Origin of the sequence: Bordetella bronchialis (assembly GCF_001676705.1) — a bacterium.
GTDB lineage: Bacteria > Pseudomonadota > Gammaproteobacteria > Burkholderiales > Burkholderiaceae_B > Bordetella_C > Bordetella_C bronchialis.
In genome coordinates this window covers 4,914,965-4,936,080 of the sequence record NZ_CP016170.1, presented here as the reverse complement: position 1 = coordinate 4,936,080, position 21,116 = coordinate 4,914,965, and the positions used below count along the sequence as shown (strand labels likewise).

Here is a 21,116-nt window from a genome sequence, read left to right as displayed (position 1 = left end):
TGGTCAGTTCGCGTCGCGCACCGCGCGCGTGCCGCCGTCCGCGTCGGCGGCGCCGTCCTGCGTCGCATCGGCCGGCCTGGGCGCGGCGGCCAGCGCGTTCAGCAGCGCCGGGTCTTCCAGCACCTTGCCGATCAGCTCTTCGGCGCCGGTCTTGCCGTCCATGTAGGTCAGCAGGTTGGCCAGCTGGGTACGGGCATTCAGCAATTCATTCAGCGGGCCGACCTTGCGCGCCACCGTGGCCGGCGAGAAATCGTCGATGCTTTCGAAGGTGATATCGACGTTCAGGTTGCCCTCCCCCGTCAGCGTGTTGGCGACCTGGAACGCGGCGCGCGGCCGTATGGATTTCATCCGTTCGTCGAAATTGTCGATGTCGATATTCAGGAACTTGCGTTCGCCGATATCGGGCTGCGGCGTGTCCGAGCGGCCCGCCAGGTCGGCCAGCACTCCCATGACGAAGGGCAGCTGCACCTTGCGCTCGGCGCCGTAGATCTCCACGTCGTATTCGATCTGCACGCGGGGCGCGCGATTCCTCGCGATGAATTTCTGCCCGCTGCCTTTCAGGGTGGTTGCCATGCGGTTCTCCTGGTTGTTCTCGATACGGTGGATCAGGGCGCGGGCCGGCCGTCGGCGTCCCGGGGCAGCAGCAGCTCGAATTGCTCCAGGCCCTGCGGCGCCAGATTGCGCATGATGTCGTGGAAGCTCATGGGGATGAGCTGCTGCGCGCGGCGGATGACATAGGGGGCGGGATGGCCAGGCTCGTGCACCTCGAAGTAGGCGCAGACCTTGGTCAGCATGGCCATCGCCTCGTCGCGCGTATGGATCTGCGCGTCCTGCCAGCGCACGGAAGGCGCGGCCGGCCGCGGCGGGGCGGCCGGTGCGCCCGTGGGAAGGGCGGCGTCCGCGCCGTGGCCGGCCGTCGCCGCCGGGTCGGCCTCATGCGCGGACGAGCCGCCGTCGCCCGGCGCGTGCAGATCCTGCAGGACGATGTCCAGCGCGCGCAGCACGGCGGTGTAGTCGGGCATCCATTCGCTGCCCAGCCTGGCCGCCACGGTTTCCTGTATGCGGCGCAGCGTGCGTTCCGCCGCGGCCAGCGACGACAGGCGCGGATCGCCGGCGACCCAGGCCTGGCGCAGATGTTCGACCAGGCGCGCGCGGCCGCCGGGATAGGCGTCGGCCTGCGGGCGGCTGCCGTCCAGGATGGACTCGGCCTCGCGCAGGCTCAACCTGCCGTGCACGCCGTCGATCAGGCTGGCGGAGCGCACGCTGCGCGCGCAGCCCTGTACGTCGCCCAGCGACGCCAGCGCGTTCACGCGCGGCAGCGGATCGTCCTCGCCCACGCTGTCCAGCCGCGGGTGCACAGCCTCCCAATAGTCCTCCAGCGCCTCGGCGCACAGGGCCAGGCCATCGGCATAGCCGGGCAGCCCGCGTGTCTCCGTCCACGCCCGCGTCAGATGGCTCATGACGCGTATGTCGCGCGTGCGTTCGAGCAAGGCCAGGGCCTGCTTCTCGACCTCGCGCCAATCGGGCGCCTGGGCCGGGATGATGGTGGTCCCGAATTGCTGTTCGCTGCGCTCCGCGGCCGACTGCTGCAGCCGCAGGAAGTCGGCGTCGTATTCGAGGTCCTCCCCGCACGGCAGCCACGGGCCGGGCGCGGCGCGGCCTGGGGCGGCCCCCTCCAGCGTGCTCGGTATTTCGGCGAATTCCATGGTCATCGTCATAGGGCGTTGCCCTTGCGGGGCGTTGCCGGTACACACAACCGGGTGTCCGTCTGGATCTGTTCTGGTCCGTGCACTGCTCACGGAATGCGCATTCTATGCACTCGGCTTAGTCCGTTTATTGCAACTCACACGCGCTGTTTCTTCTTACGATTGCTTAACAAGCATGAAAAATTCCGAACATCTTTTTCGCTCGAAAATTGACGTCCTGTAATGAAACTTACGTAGCCGGGCGGTTCGTCCCTGGCAGCAGACAAAGACATGCAACAACCGTGAATTTTGAGTTCTACCGTTTGTGTCGTGTAAAGGTGTCCAGGTATTTCGATTTCGTAAAAACGACAAACGCTTGTGAAGCGGCTTCTCCTGGTCTTGCAAGCTGTTTAGAATCGCCCGTCTCGCGCATCGGCAGCGATGGTGCGTCGAATCACCGACACCCACGGCGCTCGCGCGGCGCTCCGAGAACATCGAGCACAGGAGCGCGGCGGGCGTTGTCTCTCCAGGAGAAGAGATGGACCGCATGGTGGACAGCGATCGCATCATCCAGGCACACACGCCGCTGCCGCCCGACCAGTTGCGGTTTCGTGCCATGCACGGCGCGGAGACCCTGTCGCAGCTGTTCGAGTTCGAGGTGGACCTGCTGGCGGAGTCGTACACCCTGGATATGAAGGCGTTGCTGGGCAAGCCCATGACGCTGGAGATCCTGACCGCCAGCGGCACGCCGCGCTACCTGGGCGGCGAGATAACGCGCTGCGTGCTGGTGGGCCGCGACACGGACGGCGGCCGGCATTACGTCTACCGCGCGACGCTGCGCCCCTGGCTGTGGTACCTGACGCAGACCTCCGACAGTAAGATCTTCCAGAACAAGAGCGTGCCGGACGTGATACGCGAGGTCCTGAAGGATTACCGCTATCCGGTCGACTACAAGCTGGCCGACCGCTACCGCACCTGGGAATATTGCGTGCAGTACCAGGAAACCGATTTCGCCTTCGTCAGCCGCCTGATGGAACACGAGGGCATCTATTACTGGTTCCGCCACGAAAAGGACAAGCACATCCTGGTGCTGACGGACGACATCACGCAGCACGAGGCCGTGGCCGGCTACGAGCACATCCCGTACTACGGCCCCGACCGCAACGCGGTGCCGCGCGAGGACTACATCCACGAATGGGAAGTGGCCGAGCAGATCACGCCCGGGGCCTTCGCCACCACGGATTACCATCCCCTGACGCCCGCCGCCAGCCTGGAGGCCCGGCGCAACAATCCCGGCCCGCACGACAACGGCGACCTGGAAATGTACGAATGGCAGGGCGGCTACACCAACCCGGAGGACGCCGAACACTACACGCGCGTGCGCCTGGAGTCGCTGCAGTGCCAGCGCGAGCAAGGCCGCGGGTCCTGCAACGCGCGCGGCCTGGCGCCGGGGCGCCTGTTCACCCTGCGCAATCATCCGCGCCAGGCGGAGAACCGCGAGTACCTGGTGGTGGGCGCCTACTACCGCTTGCGCGAGGGCGGCTATGCGACGGGCTCCGGCGAACCCGCCACCTTCGATATCGACTTCGTCGTCCTGCCCGCTTCCGTGCAGTTCCGCGCGCCGCGCGTCACGCCCGTCCCGCATACCCATGGCCCGCAGACCGCCACGGTGGTCGGCAAGCAAGGCGAGGAAATCTGGACGGACAACATGGGCCGCGTGAAGGTGCAGTTCCATTGGGACCGCTATGGCAAGAAGGACGAGAACAGCTCCTGCTGGGTGCGTGTGTCCAGCCCCTGGGCGGGCGGCGGCTTCGGCGGCATACAGCTGCCGCGCGTCAATGACGAAGTGGTGGTGGATTTCATCGGCGGGCATCCCGACCGGCCCATCGTGATCGGCCGCGTGTACAACGCCAGCAATATGCCGCCCTGGAACCTGCCGGACAACGCGACGCAAAGCGGTTTCCTGAGCCGCTCGAAGAACGGCACGCCGGCCACCGCGAATGCCTTCATGTTCGAGGACCGCGCGGGCGCCGAGCGCATCTGGCTGCATGCGGAGCGCAACCTGCACACCGAAGTCGAGTGCGACGAATTCCACAACACGGACGGCCAGCGCAATACCGTGATCGGCGGCAACGACATCAAGCGCGTCCTGTGCAATCGCGATATCGACGTCACGGGATCCGACAAGCTTTCCGTGGGGCAATCCCGTACCGTGCACGTCACCGGCCACGAGGACTACACCGTCAAGGCCTCGCGAACCGTGCATGTGCAGGACGGCTTGATGGACGAAAAATTCGACAACGGCCTGAAGACGACGGTGGCGGCCGGCGGCGAAACCCGCGAGATCGCGGGCGCCTTCGACGAGACCCTGAAGACCGGCGAAAAGATCACCGTGACCGAGGGCGATTCCCTGCACGACGTGCAGGCGGGGACGCTGACCGAGCAGGCCAAGGGCCAGGTGGTGGTCAAGTCCGGCAGCGCCGGGCTGGAGGCCACCGCGCCCCGGAAAGTGCTGCTGGAGTCGACCGGCGATGCCCTGGACGTGAAGTCCAAGGCCGCGATGCTGCTGAAGTCCAGCGGGTCCACGGTAAACGTGGAGGGCGACGCCGACATTACCTTGAAGACGCCCACCGCCATCGTGCTCAATGCGCCCAAGGTGAAGAACATGGCCGATGGCCAGTGGTACACCGTCACGCCCTACGGCCTGTCGCTGGCCGGGTTCAAGGCGGAGATCGGCGTGGGCCGCATTGCGCTGTACCGCACCACGATCATGGTGAATGTGTCGTTCACCAATTACTCCGCCATCAGCAATATCGGCGCGCTGGCCTCCTATCGCACTTCCGGCACCAGCTATGCCTTCGACGCCGTGAAGGCACAGTCGGTGGGGCTGAAGCAATCCATGGTCGGCCTGTGGAGCATATTGTGACGCCGTCCGCCGGCCTGCCGGGATGGGCCTGGGGCGTCATCGTCGTGCTGCTGCTGTCGGTCGTGCAGGTCGCCGTCATGCTGCGCGGCGAAATGCGCCGCCGGGCGCAGGAGGCCGCCGTCGTGGCGCGCCAGGACCAGGTGCGCCAGACGGGCCGGCCCGCCACGGCGGTGGTCGTCCGCACCGTGGATACGGGCACGCGCCTGGGCGCCATGCGGTTCTTCGTCATCGACATCACGCTCGGCGTGGAAGCCCAGGACGGCGTCGAGCCTTTCGAGGCCACGCTGCGCGTGCCGGTATCGCCCGTGCGGCTCGCCGATTTCGCCGAGGGGCGGGTGGTGCGGGTGCGCGTGGAGCCCGGCACGCGCGAGGTCGCGCTGGACCAGCGCACGGAATAGCGCCGTGAAGACCGTCAAGCCATTCCGCCTGGGCCTGCTGGCGCGGCCCTATCGCTGGCGGCGCCAGGATACGCTGGGCGTCGCGGTGCTGGCGCTGGCCCGCCTGGGCGACACGCCGGCCCTGCTGCCGGAACAGGACCTGTGGACGCTGGCCGGCGAGGAGGCCGGCGGCGTGCTGGACACCGGCATGCCCAAGCCCGTGCCGGAAGTGCTGGCGACGGGCTATGCCTATACGCGGCACCAGCAGGACAAGCGCGCCTGCGCCGTGCGGCTGAAGGTGGACGGCATCGCCGACAAGCCATTGCTGGTGTTCGGCGATCGCTGCTGGGTCGACGGCCGTCCCGGCGAACCGCGGCCCTTCGACGCCATGCGCGTGGACTGGACGCGCGCGTATGGCGGCCCGGGCGTCGCGGAAAATCCGCTGGGCATGGGCGCCGCCGAGGAAACGGTGGACGGCGTGCGCGTGCACAGGCTGCCCAATATCGAATCGCCGGACGCGCGCCTGTCGCATCCTTCGCAACGCCCACTGCCGGCGGGCTATGGTGCCCTGGGCATGGATTGGCCGCAACGGGCGCGCCACCTGGGCAGCCGCTACGACCAGGACTGGCTGGAGAACGACTTTCCCGGCTTCGCGCCGGATATGGACGCGCGCTATTTCCAGGCCGCGCCGCGGGACCAGCGCGCGGCGGATCCCGGCGCCACGCTGGCCGGCGCCGCCTACGAGATATGGAATATGCACCCCGAGCATGCGGTGCTGCGCGGCCGCCTGCCGGACTGGCGCGCGCGCTGTTTCGCCAGCATGCAGGCGGACGGCAGCCAATTGCGCGAGATCGCGCTGAGCCTTTCCACGGCCTGGTTCTTTCCGCACCGCGACCGCGTGGTGCTGGTGTGGCATGGCGGCATGCCGGTGGGGGAGGATGACGCGGCCGACGTGCGCTTCATCATGCCCGCGCTGGAGGGCGCGGATTTGGGGGGCGGCGAGCCATGGGACGGCGGTTCGCGCGACGGCCGTACGCCGCGCGACCTGGCGTATTACCAGGATGTCCTCCAGCGTCGGCTGGACCCGCGGCACGGCGCCCTGTACGCGCTGCTGGACGACGAACTGGTGCCGGGTGCGCTGTGCGGGCCCTGGCTGGACACCCGGTCGCGCGACGAGCGGCAGAGGCCCTCGCGCCGCAATCTGCGCGCCGGGGCCGAGCGCCGCCATGCCCGGGCGCGGGCCGAGCTGCTGGCGCAAGGCCTGGATCCGGCGCGCTACCTGGCGCCCCTGGAGGTGGAGGCGCCGGCGCCCGCGTTGGCCGAACTGCCGGCGCATATCCTGCGCATGGAGCGCGAACTGGAGGAGGCCCGGCGCGGCGAGGGCGCGGCGGCCGCGCTGCATGCCGATGCGGAACTCGCCGGCCTGGCGGCCGGCATCGGCATGGACCTGGACGGGCTGCGCGGCGTGGACACGAACCACCCGGCGCCGGCTTTCGATTTCGCCGCCCTGCGCCGGCATCTGCGCGAAGCGCGCCGCCAGCCGTGGATGCGCGGCGGCGCCGGCGATGGCACGGGCGGCGCGCACGCCGCGGCGCACACCGCCTATCTGAACGCCGCCCAGCAGTTCGCGCCCCCGCCGCCCATGCCGCCGCATCGCGCGCGGCGCACCCGCGCGCGCCTGCAAGCGCGCGCAGCGGCCGGCCAGCCCGCCCGCGGCCTGCCGCTGGCGGGCGCGGACCTGTCCGGCATGGACCTGCGCGGCATGGATTTCCGCGGCGCGGACCTGGCCGGGGCCGACCTGACCGATGCCTGCCTGGACGGCTGCGATTTCACCGACACCGTGCTGGCGGCGGCCTGCCTGCGGCGCACGTCCGCGCGCGCGGCGGTGTTCCGCAACGCGAACCTGGGCGGCCTGCGCGCGTGGGAAGTGGATTTCCGGGACGCGGACTTCAGCCAGGCACGGCTGGACGAAGCGGTGCTGGACGACTGCGTCCTGCGCGGCGCGCGTGCCGAGGGCGGGCGCTGGTTCAAGACCTTGCTGCGCGGCTGCGACCTGGCCCAGGCGCGGCTGTCGCAATGGACCGGCATGAACGTCATTCTGGAACAGTGCCGCTTCGCCCAGGCGTCGCTGGCGCTGTGCGCCTTCTTGGAGAGTGCCTTGCAGGATTGCGATTTCACCGCCGCCCGGCTGGAACGGGCGGGCTTTACGCGATGCCGGTTTTCCGGCGCCACGACCTTTGCCGGCGCCGACGTGCAGGCCAGCGCCTTCGCCGGCGAACCTGACCTGTCGGCCGCCAGTTTCCGCGATGCCACGCTGCACAATAGCAGCCTGCGCGGGGCGATGCTGGCGGGCGCCGACCTGTCCGGCGCGACGCTGGAGGCCTGCGACCTGTCGGAATGCCGCCTGCAAGGCGCCGACCTGTCGCGCATCCGCGCCCCGCGCAGCCTGTTCGTGCGCGCCCGGCTGGACGCGGCCGTGCTGCGCGGCGCCAACCTGATCGAAGCGATCCTGTCCAAGGCGACGCTGCGCGATGCCGACCTGGAGGCCGCCAACCTGTTCCGCGCCGATGTCTCGCAGGCGCTGATGGACGCCTCCACGCGCATGCGGGGCGCCTATACGGCGGGCGCCAAGCGCCATCCCTTGCGCCGCGCGGAGCGTGCCGCATGAATATCGAGACCCTGCAGGACAAGATCCGCCATGGCGAAGTCGTGGAAAACGCCGACCTGCGCGGCGCGGACCTGGCCGGCCTGGACCTGGCCGGCGGTTTTTTCGACGAGGTCGATTTCAGCGGCGCGCGTCTGGCCGGGTGCCGGCTGGACGACAGCCAGTTCACGCATTGCCGCTTCGACGGCGCCGACCTGGCCGGTGCCGGACTGGAAGAGTCCCGGTTCGTACTGAGCTCGCTGCGGCAGGCCGATCTGCGCGGCGCGGCGGCCCGGCAGCTGATGGTCAGCGAATGCGACCTGACCGGCGCGGGCCTGGCCGACGCCATGCTGGATCGCGCCAGCTTCCACGCCACCTGCCTGAGCGACGCCGACCTGCGCATCCCCCGCCTGGACCGCGCGATGTTCTCCAAGACCGACCTGCGGGGCGCGGATTTCAGCGGCGCGGTGCTGTCCTTCGTGACCTTCTACCAGCTGGACCTGCGCGAGACCCGGCTGGAGGGGATCGGCGGCGAAAGCGCCATGTTCGTCGAATGCGACCTGAGCGGCCATGGCTTTGCCGGCCTGCGCTTCACGCTATGCCAGTTCACCGACAGCAAGCTGGACGGGGTGGACTTCAGCAGGGCGCAGTTGCGGCAGTCCAACTTCAAGGGGACCTTGCTGCGGCAGGCGCGCTTCGTCGGCGCGATGGGCCCGCAATGCCTGTTTCCGCAGGCCGACCTGGCGCACGCCCGGCTGGCGGGCGCGCAGTTCGAAGGCGCCATCTGGGCCGAGGCCAACCTGGACGACGCCGATCTGCGCGGCGCGCGCCTGGACCTGGGCGTGTTCCACCGCGCGCGGTGCGCGCGCGCCGATCTGCGCGACGCCAGCCTGGTGGACGCGGATTTTTCCACGGCGGACCTGACCGACGCGGACCTGCGCGAGGCCCGCTTCACGCGCACGCGATTCCACCGGGCCATCCAGGTGGGCGCGCGCCTGTCGCACCGCGCCGGCATCATCGAAAACGACCCCGCCATGCTGGAGGCCGAGCTCTGGTCGGCGGGCAGGACCTGAACGAGGAGAGAGCCATGCTGGCCGTGTGCCAACTGCCGGGGGTCGCGCTCGGCTTCCCGGACGTCTGCAAGACGCCGATTCCGCCTTTCCCGCACGTGGACGTGGCGACGTCCAGCATGGGCATACCCGTGGCGTGGAACGTGCTGCTGCTGGCCGCGCCGGTGCACAACATGGCCACGCCGGTGCCGATCACGCTGGGCGATACCGCGGGCGTGGGCGGCGGCGTGATCTCCCAGACCTTCATGGGCAGTTCGCGCTACGTGACGGGGGCCTTTACCGTGCTGGTGATGGGCACGCCCATCGTGCGCATGACCAGCCTGACGGTACAGAACACGATCAATACCGTGGGCATGCAGGTGTTTTCCCCGCAGCCCAAGGTGCTGGTGCTGGCCCCCTGACAGGATGGCGCGGCGCCGGCCGCGCTTACTCCAGTCCGTCCAGCCGCAGCTCCGCGCACAAGCCGCCGCCTTCCCGGTTGCGCAGCGTCAAGGTGCCGCCGGTGACCGATGCCAGCTGGCTGGCGATGGCCAGGCCCAGTCCCGTCCCGCCCGTGTCGCGGTTGCGCGAGCCCTCCAGGCGATAGAAGGGCTGCATGACGTCCTCCAGCTTGTCGGGCGGGATGCCGGGGCCGCGATCCAGCACGGATACCGTCACGCCGCCGTCGTGGGCCTCGACCTGGACCTGGGCCGTGCCGCCGCCGTACTTCAGGGCGTTGTCGATCAGGTTGCCCAGCAGGCGCCGCAAGGCGTGCGGACGGGTCACCAGCGGCGCGGCGCAGGCGCCGGACAGGCTGACGTCCTTGCCCGTGTCCTGGTAGTCGCACACCAGGCTGTCCAGGAAGGCGCAGATATCCAGCCGCGCGGATTTCTCCAGGGCGCCGTGCGCGGTGCGCGCGTAGGCCAGGCCCTCGCGCACCAGGCGCTCGACTTCGTCCAGGTCCTGCGCCAGCTTGCTCTTGTCCGGCGTGTCGTCCATCAGTTCGGACCGCAGCTTCATGCGCGTGATGGGCGTTTGCAGGTCGTGCGATATGGCGCCCAGGATGCGCATGCGTTCGGCCAGGTGGGCGGCGATGCGGTCCTGCATGGCATTGAACGCGGTGGCGGCATGCGCGACTTCCATGGGGCCGTCCTCGTCCAGGCGCGGCCCGGTCTTGTTGGGATCTAGCGCATCGGCCGCGCGCGCCAGCTGGGTCAGCGGCCGCACGGACAGCCGCACCGCGTACCAGGCGCAGCCCGTCATCAGCATCAGCTGCAGCACCAGTACCACCGGCAGCCACATCGCCAGCGGCATCAGCAGCAGGTGGATGTCCAGCGTCATCGGGCTGCCGTCGCTCAGCCGGATCATGGCCTGGATATGCTTGGCGTCGCTGGCCATCTGGCGCACCTGTACCTCGCGGTGGCGCAGCGCCTTGTGGATGGCCTCGGCGGCGGAGCGGCCCGCCGACGTCGTCACGGGCTGGTCGGCCGTGGACGGCTCCAGAAGATACTTGCGGTTGCCGCTGCTCAGGCGCGGCAGCCAGGCCGGGCGCTCGTCCGGCGGCAGGCGGTCCAGGATATCCGTGGCGATGGAGACGTCGCTTTCCAGGTTGCCGAGCATCATGGATTTGCCGGCCTCGTAGCGCTCGTAGAACAGCAGCGCCAGCGACAGGGCCTGGGCCACGACCAGGCCGATCAGGAAAAGGACGAACAGGCGCATGAGCAAGGTGCGCGGCCATAGCGAGATGCGCCGGACGGCGGCGAGGGCGGACATCGCGGGATTCCTCTCAGGCCTCGTCTTCGGTGATCTCGACGGCGGAGGCGAATACATAGCCTTCGCTGCGCACCGTCTTGATGTACATGGGTTCGCGCGCATCCTCGCGCAGGCGCTGGCGCAGGCGGCTGACCAGCAGGTCGATGGAGCGTCCGAAGACGTCGGCGTCGCGGCCCTGGGTCAGGTTCAGCAGCTGGTCGCGCGTCAGCACGCGCTGCGGGTGATCCAGGAAGACGCGCAGCATGCGGTATTCCGCGCCGCTCAGCGATACCACAGTGCCGCTGGCATCCAGCAGGTGGCGCGCGGTGGTGTCCAGGCGCCAGTCGCCGAAGCGGATCTGCCGGCCCGATTCGGTCACCTGGAAATTGGGCGGCAGCATGCGGGTGCGCCGCAGCACGGCCTTGATGCGCGCCAGCAGTTCGCGCGCCACGAAGGGCTTGACCAGATAGTCGTCGGCGCCCATCTCCAGGCCGATGACGCGGTCCATGTCGTCGCTGCGGGCCGTCAGCAGCACGACGGGGATGCGCTTGTGCTTGCCGCTGCGCAGCTCGCGGCACAGCACCAGGCCGTCATCGCCCGGCATCATGATATCCAGCACGATCAGGTCGACGGCGGTGCTTTCCAGCAGCGTGCGCATCTGGCGGCCGTCGGCGGCGAAGCTGACGTTCAGGCCGTTCTTCTTCAGGAAGTTGCCGGCCAGCTCGCGGATTTCTCGATCGTCGTCGACGATCAGGACGTGATCGACATGGTCCATCGGGGTGCCTTTCTTCGTTGGTGTCTGGGCGGTCGGCGCACGGCGCGGGGGATGTCACGCCGCGGCCCGCGAGCAGTGTATTTAAAAATCGTGCCGCGATCGGCGGTCCAGGGCGTCCCGGCAGCCGTAGCGGGCATGCCGGCACGGCCAGGCGCCGGCTGGATCCCGCGGATCGCGGGCATTCCATCTGTCCGGGCCATCCCTGCCATCGCCGTCATCGCCGTCATCCGGTCCATCCCCGCCATCCGGATACCTGCCGGTTCCGCGAGCGGTACTGGCGATCAGCGTGCAGGGCCCGCCCTGGACGGCTTCGGCACCCAGCCCGCCCACCGTGAACAGTAACGCCGCCAGCCAGCGCTTCATGATTGTCCCTCCACGGACAAGGCGGCCCCGTGCGCCACGTCGAAGGGCAGGCCGTAGACATCCACGCCTTCCAGGCAGCCCAGGTTGACCCGCCACCGGGACGGGTCCGTGCGCGTCTGGTGGAAGGGATAGATGCCGCAATGCTTGCAGAAATAATGGCGCGCGACGCGGGTATTGAACTGGTACAGGGTCAGCGCGTCCTCCCCGGCCAGGATGCGCAGGTCCGCGCGGGGCAGGGCCGGGGACATCAGGGCGCCCTTGCGGCGGCACAGGCTGCAATCGCAGCGCGTGGCCGGCAGCAGCGGCGTGGTGACTTCGAATCTGACGGCGCCGCAGTGGCAGGAGCCGGCGTGGCGGGGAGCGGTCATGCGTTTTCTCCTTGGCATCGGGGCCCGGGCGGCCGTGGAATGCGGGCCGGGACGGCGCGGCCGCGCGTATCCCGTCCGGCCCGGGCAGGCCGTTTCGATGCCCGCTTTATACCGCCGGCAGGCAGGGCGGTTGTGTCGTACTGTATACGCCCCGGCGGCGGATACATAAGCCCGGAAAAATCCCCCTGGCTGGCACAGGCGGGATACCTGGCGCAGGTGCAATGCGGTCTCGGAAAACGGAGACCCGCCATGGACCTTATCGAACCTCCCCTCGCGCTCCTGGCCGGGGTGCTGACCATCGCATCGCCCTGCGTTCTGCCGCTGCTGCCGGTGGTGCTGGGCAGCTCGGTGGAGCGCTCGGGCCGGCTGCGGCCGCTATTCATCGTGGCGGGATTCGTCCTGTCCTTCGCCAGCCTGGGCATCCTGCTGGGGCTGCTGTCGCATTCCTCCGGCCACGTGCAGGAGGCCGTGCGCTCGACATCCATCGTGCTGCTGGCGCTGTTCGGCGCCGTACGCATCTGGCCGCGGCCCTATGACTGGCTGATGGCCCGGCTGGGCGGCCCGCTGCAGCGGCTGGCGACGCCGGGCGGCGGCCTTGCGGCGGGCACTGTTACGCCGCGGGACGGCGCGCGGGACGGTGGCGGCCGGGCCGCATCGTCGCGGGGCAATGCCGCCGGTTTCCTGCTGGGCATGTCGCTGGGCGCGGTATGGACGCCCTGCGCCGGGCCGGTGCTGGCATCCATCCTGGTGCTGGCCGCGCGGGCCCAGGACGTCGGCCATTCCAGTTTCCTGCTGCTGCTCTATGCCGTCGGTTCCGGCATTCCGATGCTGGCCATCGCCTACGGCGGAAAGTTCGTCGCCACGCGCGTGCGCCGCGTCTCGCGGCACACGCTGGCCCTGCAACGCGCTTTCGGGGTGCTGCTGATCCTGACCGCCGTGGCCATTCATTTCCAGTACGACGTCCTGGCCTATGCCTGGATCGCCAATCTCTTTCAATGAGGAATCCGTCATGCTCGCCCGACTGAAAAAGCTCGTCCTGTCCGCCGCCTTCGCCTGCGCGCTGCCCCTGGCCGCCGCGGGGCGGGTGGAGGCCGCTCCGCCCCAGGCGCCGGAATTCACCGGCATCGAGAAATGGCTGAACAGCGAGCCGCTGGATATGGCGTCGCTGCGTGGCAAGGTGGTGCTGGTGGACTTCTGGACCTACACCTGCATCAACTGCATCCGCACGCTGCCCTATGTCAAGAGCTGGCACGAAAAGTACAAGGACCAGGGCCTGGTGGTGGTGGGCGTGCACACGCCGGAGTTCGCCTTCGAGCGGTCGACGGCCAACGTGCAGGATGCCATCAAGCGCTTCGGCATTAGCTACCCGGTGGCGCAGGACAACAAGTACGCCACCTGGGACGCCTACCGGAACATCTACTGGCCGGCCTTCTACCTGGTCGACAAGCAGGGCCGGGTGATCTACACGCACTTCGGCGAGGGCCGCTACAAGGAGACGGAGGCCATGATCCAGCAGGCCTTGGCGCAAGCCGGCTAAGGGCAGGACCGCTGCCGCGATCCCGGCGACCGGGGCGGCGTACGTGTCGGGCCGCGGCCCCGGGGCCGCCATCAGGTCCGGCGCGATGCGCTGCCGCTTGCCGCGGGCGGACGCGCCAGCGGCGCGATATCCAGCCAGCGGGCGGCCGCCGCGCCGGACGGTTCGTCCAGGCGGGGAATCATGCCCAGCAGCGGCGCGCCGTGGCGCCTGCCGAAGCGGTCGCGCAGCGTGGCGATGTTCTCGTCCGGCAGGCGCATGCCGGGGTCCACGGTGTTGGCGATCCATCCCGCCATGCGCAGCCCGCGTGCCGCGATGGCTTCGGCCGTCAGCAGGGCGTGGCTCAGGCAGCCCAGGCGCAGGCCGACCACCAGCACCACCGGAAGCTCGAGCGCGCGGGCCAGGTCCCCCGTATCGCGGTCCCCGTCCAGCGGTACGAGAAAACCGCCCACGCCCTCGACGAGGGTGACATCCGCGCGCGCCGCGACCTGCCGGTAGCAGCGCACCATGGCGTCGATCTCCAGCGCGACGCCCGCGCGCGCGGCCACCAGGTGCGGGGCGGCGGGTTCCCGCAGCAGATAGGGCGTGGACAGCTCGCGCGGCACTGCCACGGTGGCGTGGGCCGCGAGGGCCTCGGCGTCCTCGTTGCGCCAGACGCCATGGCGATCCAGGCTGGCGCCGGCCGCGACGGGCTTCATGGCGGCGGTGGACATGCCCAGCGCCGCGAAGGCATGCAGCAGCGCGCAGCTGGACAGCGTCTTGCCGATCTCGGTATCGGTACCGGCGATGAAATACGCAAGGCGGGACGATGTCATGGTCGATGCAGGGTTTCCAGTGCCTGTGCCAGTCGTTGTACGTCGGCGGTTTCGTGGGCGGCCGACAGCGATAGCCGCAGGCGCGCGGTGCCCGGGGGAACGGTGGGCGGACGGACGGCGGGCGCCCACAGGCCACGTTCGAGCAAGGCGTCCGCCAGTTGCAATGCGGCCTCGTTGCCGCCCACCATGAAGGGCTGGATGGCGGTGCTGGAGCCGTGTGCCGGCATGCACCGCGCAACCGTCTCGCGCACTGTGGCGATATGGGCCTGCAATGTCGCGCGCCGCGCGCGTCCTTCCTCGCCGCGCATCAGCGCGATGCTGGCGCGGGCGGCGTGGGCCAGGGCCGGCGCCGCCGCGGTCGTGAAGATATATGTCCGCGCCCGCTGCACCAGCCATTCGATGACGGTGTCCTCCGCCACGACGAAAGCGCCCGCCACCCCGGCGGCCTTGCCCAGCGTGCCCATATAGACGATCAGCGGCGATCGCAGCCCCAGCGCCGCCACCGTGCCGGCGCCGTCCGCGCCGTGCACGCCGAAGCCGTGCGCGTCATCGATTACCAGCCAGGCCTGGTGCTTCTCCGCCAAGGCGAGCAAAGCGGCCAGCGGGGCGATATCGCCATCCATGCTGAACACGGCGTCGGTCGCGATGATCCTGACGCCGTCGCCGCGATCGGCCTCCAGCATCGCGGCCAGCGCCGCCACGTCGGAATGCGGATAGATGCGCACGTCGGCGCGCGACAGCCTGGTGCCGTCGATCAGGGAAGCATGGTTCAGGGCGTCCGAATACAGCCTGGCGCCGCGTCCGCCCAAGGCCGTCAGGATGGCGATGTTGGCCATGTAGCCGGTGGAAAACGACAGGGCGCGCGGGTGGCAGGCGAAGCCGCCCGCATACTCGGCCAGGGCGTCCTCCAACAGCACGTGGGCGCGGGAGTGGCCGCCCAGCAGGTGGGAGCCGCCGCTGCCCGCGCCGTGGCGCCGCGCGCCTTCGGCAATCGCATCGACCAGCCCCGGGTGGTTGGCCAGGCCCAGATAGTCGTTGCTGGCGAAGGCGACCAGCTCACGGCCGTCCAGGCGGATGCGCGGCGCGCACGGCGTGTCGGCCACGCGGCGGCGACGGGTCAGGTGGCCAACATCCAGATCGGCGAGGCCCGCCTGCAATACGTGGAAGGGATGGGGCAGGTTCATGCACGGGTTCCGGTGGGTCGATGGACGGCGGGCGCGTCCAGCGTGCGTTCCAGGGCCTGCACGGTGGCGGCGGCCAGCAGGGCGATCTCCTCGTCATCCAGGATGTAGGGCGGCATCAGGTATACGGTGCGGCCGATGGGGCGCAGCAGCGCGCCGGCGTCCAGCGCATGCCGCGCGTAGCGGCGCGCGAAGTCGCCGCCGGCGGCCGGGTCGATCATGGCGTCGAAGGCCAGGATCGCGCCGCGGCGGCGCAGGTGCGCCACGCGCGGATGCGCGGCCAGGCCCGCCAGCGCCTGGGCCAGGGCATCGAAGCGTCGCTGGTTGGCGGCCAGCGCGTCCTGGCTGTCGAACAGGTCCAGCGTCGCCAGCGCGGCGCGGCATGCCAGCGGATTGCCCGTGTAGGAATGGGAATGCAGGAAGCCGCGCGCCACGTCGTCGTCGTAGAAGGCCTGATGGATGGCGTCGCGCGACAGCACCACGGACAGGGGCAGATAGCCGCCCGTGATGCCCTTGGACAGGCACAGGAAATCCGGGCGGATGCCGGCCTGTTCGTGCGCGAAGAAGGTGCCGGTGCGGCCGAAGCCGACGGCGATTTCGTCGGCGATCAGGTGCACGCCGTGGCGGTCGCACAGCGCGCGCAGCCCGCGCAGATAGGCCGGGTCGTGCATGGCCATGCCGGCGGCGCATTGCACCAGGGGCTCGACCACCATGGCGGCGATGGCGTCGCCACGGCTTTCGAACAGGGCCGCGACATCGGCCAGGGCGCGCGCCGCGACGTCGCCCGCGCTTTCGCCGGGCAAGGCCAGCCGCGCGTCCGGCGACGCCACGCAGTGGGCCTGCCGCAGCAAGGGGCCGTAGGCATCGCGGAACAGCGGCACGTCGGTCACCGACAGCGCGCCCAGCGTTTCGCCGTGGTAGCCGTGCCGGACGCAGGCGAACTCGCGCTTGCCGGAACGGCCGCTGTTGCGCCAGAAATGGAAGCTCATTTTCAGCGCGATCTCGACCGCCGACGCGCCGTCCGACGCGAAGAATGCATGGCCCAGTGTGCCGTCGGTGCGCGCCGCCAGGCGCTCGGCCAGCTCGACCGCGGGCGCGTGGGTGCAGCCCGCCAGCATGGCATGTTCCAGCGTGTCCAGTTGCGCCGCCAGCGCGGCGTTGATGGCGGGATGCGCATGCCCGAACAGGTTGACCCACCACGAGCTGATGCCGTCCAGGTAGCGGCGGCCGTCGGCGTCGTACAGCCACGCGCCCCGGGCCCGGGCAATGGGCAGCAGCGGAACGCGCTCGTGGTGCTTCATCTGCGTGCACGGGTGCCACACGGCGCGCCGGCTGCGCGCCGCCAGGCCGGCGTTGCCGCCGGCAGGGGTTTCGATGGCCTCATCCGCATCGCGGCCGGTATGTAGGTCGATGGCGTCGCCGGCGTCACGGCCGGTGTGCGGACCGGCGCCGCTATCGGCCGGGTTCATCGCGTGCATCCGGCGGCCTCCGCGGGTACGGCGTCGCCGGCCTGCATGCCCAGGAAATCCAGCAGGCGCCGGTCGGCCTCCACGCGCGGATTACCCGTGGTCAGCAGCGCTTCGCCGTAGAAGATGGAGTTGGCGCCGGCCAGGAAGCACAGGGCCTGGGTAGCGTCGTCCATGTGCTCGCGCCCGGCGGACAGCCGGACCACCGCGCGCGGCATGGCGATGCGCGCCACGGCGATGGTCCGCACGAATTCGAAGGGGTCCAGGGGCTCGGCGCCATGCAGCGGGGTGCCGGCGACCCGCATCAGGTTGTTGATCGGCACGGATTCCGGATAGGGATCCAGATTGGCCAGTTGGGCGATCAGCCCGGCGCGCGTCCGGCGGTCTTCGCCCATGCCGACGATGCCGCCGCAACACACCTTGATGCCGGCGTCCCGCACATGGCGCAGCGTATCCAGCCTGTCCTGGTAGGTGCGGGTCGTGATGATGCGGCCGTAGAACTCCGGCGACGTGTCCAGGTTGTGGTTGTAGTAGTCCAGCCCGGCGTCCGCCAGGCTGCGTGCCTGGCCGCCGTCCAGCATGCCCAGCGTGACGCAGGTTTCCAGGCCCAGGGCCTTGACCTCGGCCACCATGCGGGCCACCGCGGCGACCTGTTTCGGCTTGGGCGAGCGCCACGCGGCGCCCATGCAAAAGCGCCGCGCGCCGGCCGCCTGCGCGGCGCGGGCGGCGGCCAGTACGTCTTCCAGCGGCATCAGCGGCTGCGGCCGCACGCCGCTGTCGTGGTGCGCGGACTGCGAGCAATAAGCGCAGTCCTCCGGACACCCGCCGGTCTTGATCGACAGCAGGCTGGAGAGCTGGATGGCGGTGGGATCGAAGTGCGCGCCATGCGTTGTTTGCGCGCGGTGCATCAGGGTGGGGAAGGGAAGCTCGTACAGCGCGGCGATGTCCTCGACCGTCCACAAGGCGGTGCCCTTGGCGGACGGCAGCGCCGGTTTGGATGCCGGCGGCAGTGGCGCGGGGACAGGCGGCGCGGACGGACGGGCGCGCGAAGCGACGGCGTCCGCGCCGGGCGAGGGCTGAGCGGTTGAAGTGCTGGGCATGCGGATTCTCCGGCGAGGGTCTGAAAAACGGCCGGATCGTAGGGAGTGGGCCAGGGGCAGGCAACCGGGCGTTTTATCGCGGGATGGCGGGGCGTTGCGTACAACTCCGCGGAGTTGGCCGATGTTGTGCCCTGGCCCCATGGATTCTGCCGCCTACGTCGGCGGCGGCCGCGCGCCGGGTTTCTCGTTTCAAGTTGTATCTGCGGGGTGGGCCGACTGCGTCCTATCGGCGAGATGCCGTACGCGAGCGCCCCGCGTATGATCGGCGAGGGCGTCCGGTCGCGTGTCGGGACGTCGGGAGACAGGCGACTGACCCCGGCCCCATGCCGCCATCCACATCCAAGAGGGAGAAGAACCGTGCTCTATGCCATCCACATGCTGGACAAGCCCGGCGTTGCCGACATACGCGCGCGCGTGCGCCCCGAACATCGCGCCTATCTGGCCACCAAGGCGGACCAGATGGCCTTTGCCGGTCCGTTGCTGGCGGACGATGGCGAGACGATGATCGGCAGCCTGCTGGTCATCGACTTTCCCAGCCGCGGAGCGGCCGAGCAGTGGCTGCAGGACGAGCCTTTCACCCGGCATGGCGTGTACGCGTCGACGTCCATCCATGCCTTCGCCAACCTGTGGCCGCAAAAGGTGGGGTTCCCGCCGGCCTGAGATACCCCAGGCGCGCTGCGTCCCCCGATCGTCAGCGCACCTTGCGCGCGGGAGACCTCTTCTTCGCGCCCGCCCGCGCGCCAGTGTTTTTCTTCGCGGTCACGAGCCGCCCGGAAGCCGATGTTTTCCCCACGGCTTTGGTGGCGGTTTTCCTTGTCCGGGACTTGGCGGGGGCTGCGCTTGTGGCAGTTTTCCCGGGCGTTTTCGTCGCGGATTTTCCGGCGCGCTTGGCGGTTTTGGCGCCCCCGCTTCCGTCGGCCGGCTTTTTGCCTGGCGTCTTGCCCGGCATGGCGGTGGAAGTGCGCTTCTTGTTGGCCGCCTCGGTTGCCGCGCCGCCGGACGAAGCGGTTTCTTTCCGCGGTGCCCGCTTGCCCGCGGCCGGCTTGGCCGGTTCCGCGGTCGCCGCCGTCCGGAAAGCCGGCTTGGCGGCTTTCGCCGGGTCCCCGGCCGCTTTCTTCCCGATCTTGTCCGCTTTCTTACCGGCCTTGGCCGTTTCCGTATCGCCGTCCTGCGCCGCTTCCGTGTCTGCTTCCCGCCCCGCGTCGGTCGGCCTGCGCCGCATGGTGTAGCAGGCATTGCCCAGGCCGGTGCCGACGGTCAACACGCCCCATCGCCGCACATCGTCCAGATACGGCAGTTCCGACAAGCCCTGGACGATGGCGTCGTTGTGCAGCATTACCTGCACCTGCTGTCCATCGATCTTCGGCAGCCGTTTGCACAAGGCGCGCGGCAGGTGGAAATCGCGGCGGGCCCAGTCGCCCGGCAGGTTCTGCGTGCCGCGGCTGATGGTGCCGTCCTGGCGGATGCGGCCCGGGCAGGCCACGCCCACCCAGGGCGCCAGCTTGATGCCCTTCTTGCGGGCATAGTCGATCTGCCGCGTCAGCATGTCGGCGATGCCCTGGATCACGTGTTCCTTGCGGGTGGTGTCCTCGTCGCGGGCGTGGCTCCATTTCTCGGAGATGACCACCTTGGCCTTGCGCGGGTCGCGGTTCTTGGGCAAACGCACGATGCCGCAGCGGATATTGGTCCCGCCGATGTCCACGGCCAGCATCGCCCGGTACTGTTCCGCCAGATCGGGGGGCATCAGGTGCAGCCAGCCGATCAGGCCGCCTTCGTCCGCGTGATGGTGCAGCAGGCGCAGCTGCACATGGACATCCTCATGGAACAGGCGCTTGGCCACGGCTTCCATGGCCAGGGCGCCGATGTCGCTCTGTTTCAGGCCGCCGCCGATGATGACCCGCTGCACGCCTTTCCATGATTTCTGGGCCAGGAAGCGGCGCACCACGCGCGCCAGTTGTTCCGCGTAGTCCTGCAGCGCGCCGTGGATGGCGGCGGCCGCCGGGCCTTCCTCCGCCATCATTTCATCGAGTTTCTTCTTGGGGATTTCCTCCGTGGGCGCCTTGCCCAGGGGGTCCTTGCCGTGCAGCGCCTCGAAGAGATTGCGCCAGGCGTGGAGGATGGCCTGGAAAGCCGGACGGCTGGCATTGTCGCCCACGAAACCGTTGTCGTCGCGCAATGCCAGGCTGTAGGTTTCGATGGTGAAGTCCGGAAACTCCAGGGCACCGTGCCGCAAGTGGCTGTCAGGGTCGGGCATGCTCGCTCCAAAGGCGTTGGGGTGGGCGGCTCGATCACGCGGCATCCTGGCGTGATGGGCGGCGCCGGACCGTCCCGCGGACGGCCGGCCGCCGCGCCAGCCTAGCACGCCGCATGCCAAGCACGGGGGCCTGGAGGAATGAGGCCGGCGACCGGCGGATCCGGCGACCGGCGGATCCGGCGAGCCGGACGGGATCGATGCACGAAGCCGACAGGCTCGATAGCGCCGGCCCGGACAGGCTCGATGGGACGCCTCAGGCCCGCGGAGGACGTGTGCGGAAGACGATCTGCTCCGCCGGCAGGGCCTCTATCCGCACGCCGTAGCTGCCCAGGCTGGACAGCGTGGCGTTGTGGTGGGCGCGGATAAGGGCTGCGTCCGCGTGCGGCTGGTCATGGGTGGTATGGGCGTCCGCCGCCAGGGTCACGTCGTAGCCCAGGGCCGCGGCGCGCCGCACGGTGCTGTCCACGCAGAACTCGCTCGCGTAGCCGCACACCGCCAGATGGGTGGCGGCGTGCGCGTCCAGCAGGGCGGACAGTCCCGTGCGCAGGAAGGCGTCGGAGGCGGACTTGCGGATGCGGTGGTCGGCGGCCTGGGCATGCAGGCCGTCTGCCAGGGCCCAGGCGGGTGTATCGGACGCCAGCGACTTGCCTTCGTGCTGGACGAAGACCACCGGCACGCCGGCCGCGCGGGCCCGCGCGGCCAGGACATTGATGCGGGCGATCACCGCGTCGGCATCGGCGGGGCGGGGGGATGGCGCGAAGAGTCCTTGCTGGACGTCGATGATCAGTAAGGCGGAAGCCATGGCGGTCGCCGGATTCGGTTGGGGG

At 69.7% G+C, this 21,116-nt stretch carries 19 protein-coding genes; 8 read left to right on the top strand and 11 right to left on the bottom strand.

Going from position 1 to position 21,116, the window contains the following annotated elements; all coding sequences use genetic code 11:
- Positions 1–3: 3 nt before the first annotated feature.
- Entirely contained in the window at positions 4–573 is a 570-nt protein-coding gene (gene tssB / locus BAU06_RS21650) for a type VI secretion system contractile sheath small subunit (protein WP_066355380.1), read from the bottom strand.
- A 32-nt stretch (positions 574–605) separates the two neighbouring features.
- The gene (tssA, locus tag BAU06_RS21645) at positions 606–1,718 is read right to left on the bottom strand and encodes a type VI secretion system protein TssA (RefSeq protein ID WP_231933927.1); all 1,113 of its coding nucleotides are present in this window, start codon (positions 1,716–1,718) and stop codon (positions 606–608) included.
- A 505-nt stretch (positions 1,719–2,223) separates the two neighbouring features.
- Between tssA and BAU06_RS21640 the strand changes: the two genes are divergently transcribed.
- The 5 genes from BAU06_RS21640 to BAU06_RS21620 are packed head-to-tail and all read left to right on the top strand — an operon-like array spanning position 2,224 to position 9,103.
- Positions 2,224–4,611 (top strand): type VI secretion system Vgr family protein, encoded by a 2,388-nt coding sequence (locus BAU06_RS21640; RefSeq protein WP_066355378.1) that lies wholly within the window; start codon positions 2,224–2,226, stop codon positions 4,609–4,611.
- Positions 4,608–5,009 carry a hypothetical protein gene (locus BAU06_RS26335; RefSeq protein ID WP_082988394.1) on the top strand — a complete coding sequence of 134 codons (402 nt, stop codon included), beginning with the start codon at positions 4,608–4,610 and terminating at the stop codon, positions 5,007–5,009. Before BAU06_RS21640 ends, BAU06_RS26335 begins: the two co-directional genes overlap by 4 nt.
- A gap of 4 nt (positions 5,010–5,013) precedes the next feature.
- On the top strand, positions 5,014–7,656 hold the full coding sequence (locus BAU06_RS21630; RefSeq protein WP_066355372.1) for a DUF2169 family type VI secretion system accessory protein: 2,643 nt from the start codon (positions 5,014–5,016) through the stop codon (positions 7,654–7,656).
- Positions 7,653–8,705 carry a pentapeptide repeat-containing protein gene (locus BAU06_RS21625; RefSeq protein ID WP_066355366.1) on the top strand — a complete coding sequence of 351 codons (1,053 nt, stop codon included), beginning with the start codon at positions 7,653–7,655 and terminating at the stop codon, positions 8,703–8,705. The genes BAU06_RS21630 and BAU06_RS21625 overlap by 4 nt, the downstream gene beginning before the upstream one ends.
- 14 nt (positions 8,706–8,719) lie before the next feature.
- Positions 8,720–9,103, top strand: a complete 384-nt coding sequence (locus tag BAU06_RS21620; RefSeq protein WP_066355360.1) for a DUF4150 domain-containing protein — start codon at positions 8,720–8,722, stop codon at positions 9,101–9,103.
- A 25-nt stretch (positions 9,104–9,128) separates the two neighbouring features.
- On the opposite strand, the gene BAU06_RS21615 is transcribed toward BAU06_RS21620, so the two are convergent.
- The 3 genes from BAU06_RS21615 to BAU06_RS21600 form a co-directional block, all read right to left on the bottom strand.
- Positions 9,129–10,454 (bottom strand): sensor histidine kinase, encoded by a 1,326-nt coding sequence (locus tag BAU06_RS21615; protein WP_066355356.1) that lies wholly within the window; start codon positions 10,452–10,454, stop codon positions 9,129–9,131.
- A 13-nt stretch (positions 10,455–10,467) separates the two neighbouring features.
- Positions 10,468–11,208 (bottom strand): response regulator, encoded by a 741-nt coding sequence (locus tag BAU06_RS21610; protein WP_066355349.1) that lies wholly within the window; start codon positions 11,206–11,208, stop codon positions 10,468–10,470.
- A 359-nt stretch (positions 11,209–11,567) separates the two neighbouring features.
- Positions 11,568–11,939, bottom strand: coding sequence for a GFA family protein (locus BAU06_RS21600; RefSeq protein WP_066355330.1), 372 nt, complete (start codon positions 11,937–11,939; stop codon positions 11,568–11,570).
- 249 nt (positions 11,940–12,188) lie between these two features.
- Here BAU06_RS21600 and BAU06_RS21595 point away from each other — a divergent pair, with 249 nt between their 5' ends.
- Positions 12,189–12,938 (top strand): cytochrome c biogenesis CcdA family protein, encoded by a 750-nt coding sequence (locus BAU06_RS21595; protein WP_066355323.1) that lies wholly within the window; start codon positions 12,189–12,191, stop codon positions 12,936–12,938.
- A gap of 10 nt (positions 12,939–12,948) precedes the next feature.
- Complete coding sequence (locus tag BAU06_RS21590) at positions 12,949–13,476, top strand: thioredoxin family protein (protein ID WP_066355322.1); 528 nt, start codon at positions 12,949–12,951, stop codon at positions 13,474–13,476.
- A gap of 71 nt (positions 13,477–13,547) precedes the next feature.
- Here the strand turns inward: BAU06_RS21590 and bioD are convergent, their stop codons facing one another.
- From bioD to bioB, 4 genes are all read right to left on the bottom strand, one after another.
- Positions 13,548–14,288, bottom strand: a complete 741-nt coding sequence (bioD, locus tag BAU06_RS21585; RefSeq protein WP_066355319.1) for a dethiobiotin synthase — start codon at positions 14,286–14,288, stop codon at positions 13,548–13,550.
- Entirely contained in the window at positions 14,285–15,472 is a 1,188-nt protein-coding gene (gene bioF, locus BAU06_RS27135) for an 8-amino-7-oxononanoate synthase (RefSeq protein WP_066355317.1), read from the bottom strand. Before bioF ends, bioD begins: the two co-directional genes overlap by 4 nt.
- Positions 15,469–16,845, bottom strand: coding sequence for an adenosylmethionine--8-amino-7-oxononanoate transaminase (bioA, locus tag BAU06_RS21575; RefSeq protein WP_415834881.1), 1,377 nt, complete (start codon positions 16,843–16,845; stop codon positions 15,469–15,471). Before bioA ends, bioF begins: the two co-directional genes overlap by 4 nt.
- An 89-nt stretch (positions 16,846–16,934) precedes the next feature.
- Positions 16,935–18,035: a biotin synthase BioB gene (gene bioB, locus BAU06_RS21570; protein WP_082988392.1), complete on the bottom strand. Its 1,101-nt coding sequence runs from the start codon at positions 18,033–18,035 to the stop codon at positions 16,935–16,937.
- A 357-nt stretch (positions 18,036–18,392) separates the two neighbouring features.
- On the opposite strand from bioB, the gene BAU06_RS21565 reads away from it, so the two are divergent.
- Positions 18,393–18,695, top strand: coding sequence for a YciI family protein (locus tag BAU06_RS21565; protein ID WP_066355311.1), 303 nt, complete (start codon positions 18,393–18,395; stop codon positions 18,693–18,695).
- 31 nt (positions 18,696–18,726) lie between these two features.
- On the opposite strand, the gene BAU06_RS21560 is transcribed toward BAU06_RS21565, so the two are convergent.
- Both BAU06_RS21560 and BAU06_RS21555 read right to left on the bottom strand, forming a co-directional pair.
- Complete coding sequence (locus BAU06_RS21560) at positions 18,727–20,289, bottom strand: hypothetical protein (RefSeq protein ID WP_066355306.1); 1,563 nt, start codon at positions 20,287–20,289, stop codon at positions 18,727–18,729.
- Between the two features lie 253 nt (positions 20,290–20,542).
- The gene (locus BAU06_RS21555) at positions 20,543–21,091 is read right to left on the bottom strand and encodes a cysteine hydrolase family protein (RefSeq protein WP_066355303.1); all 549 of its coding nucleotides are present in this window, start codon (positions 21,089–21,091) and stop codon (positions 20,543–20,545) included.
- Positions 21,092–21,116: the final 25 nt, after the last annotated feature.

Excerpts from the sequence above, each read along its gene's own strand:
- BAU06_RS21640 (WP_066355378.1), top strand. The coding sequence starts at position 2,224 with ATGGACCGCATGGTGGACAGCGATCGCATCATCCAGGCACACACGCCG.
- BAU06_RS21610 (WP_066355349.1), bottom strand. The coding sequence starts at position 11,208 with ATGGACCATGTCGATCACGTCCTGATCGTCGACGACGATCGAGAAATC.
- tssB (WP_066355380.1), bottom strand. The coding sequence starts at position 573 with ATGGCAACCACCCTGAAAGGCAGCGGGCAGAAATTCATCGCGAGGAAT.
- BAU06_RS21560 (WP_066355306.1), bottom strand. The coding sequence starts at position 20,289 with ATGCCCGACCCTGACAGCCACTTGCGGCACGGTGCCCTGGAGTTTCCG.
- BAU06_RS21555 (WP_066355303.1), bottom strand. The coding sequence starts at position 21,091 with ATGGCTTCCGCCTTACTGATCATCGACGTCCAGCAAGGACTCTTCGCG.
- BAU06_RS21600 (WP_066355330.1), bottom strand. The coding sequence starts at position 11,939 with ATGACCGCTCCCCGCCACGCCGGCTCCTGCCACTGCGGCGCCGTCAGA.
- BAU06_RS21615 (WP_066355356.1), bottom strand. The coding sequence starts at position 10,454 with ATGTCCGCCCTCGCCGCCGTCCGGCGCATCTCGCTATGGCCGCGCACC.
- bioD (WP_066355319.1), bottom strand. The coding sequence starts at position 14,288 with ATGACATCGTCCCGCCTTGCGTATTTCATCGCCGGTACCGATACCGAG.
- BAU06_RS21625 (WP_066355366.1), top strand. The coding sequence starts at position 7,653 with ATGAATATCGAGACCCTGCAGGACAAGATCCGCCATGGCGAAGTCGTG.
- bioB (WP_082988392.1), bottom strand. The coding sequence starts at position 18,035 with ATGCCCAGCACTTCAACCGCTCAGCCCTCGCCCGGCGCGGACGCCGTC.
- BAU06_RS21595 (WP_066355323.1), top strand. The coding sequence starts at position 12,189 with ATGGACCTTATCGAACCTCCCCTCGCGCTCCTGGCCGGGGTGCTGACC.
- bioF (WP_066355317.1), bottom strand. The coding sequence starts at position 15,472 with ATGAACCTGCCCCATCCCTTCCACGTATTGCAGGCGGGCCTCGCCGAT.
- tssA (WP_231933927.1), bottom strand. The coding sequence starts at position 1,718 with ATGACGATGACCATGGAATTCGCCGAAATACCGAGCACGCTGGAGGGG.
- BAU06_RS21620 (WP_066355360.1), top strand. The coding sequence starts at position 8,720 with ATGCTGGCCGTGTGCCAACTGCCGGGGGTCGCGCTCGGCTTCCCGGAC.
- BAU06_RS21590 (WP_066355322.1), top strand. The coding sequence starts at position 12,949 with ATGCTCGCCCGACTGAAAAAGCTCGTCCTGTCCGCCGCCTTCGCCTGC.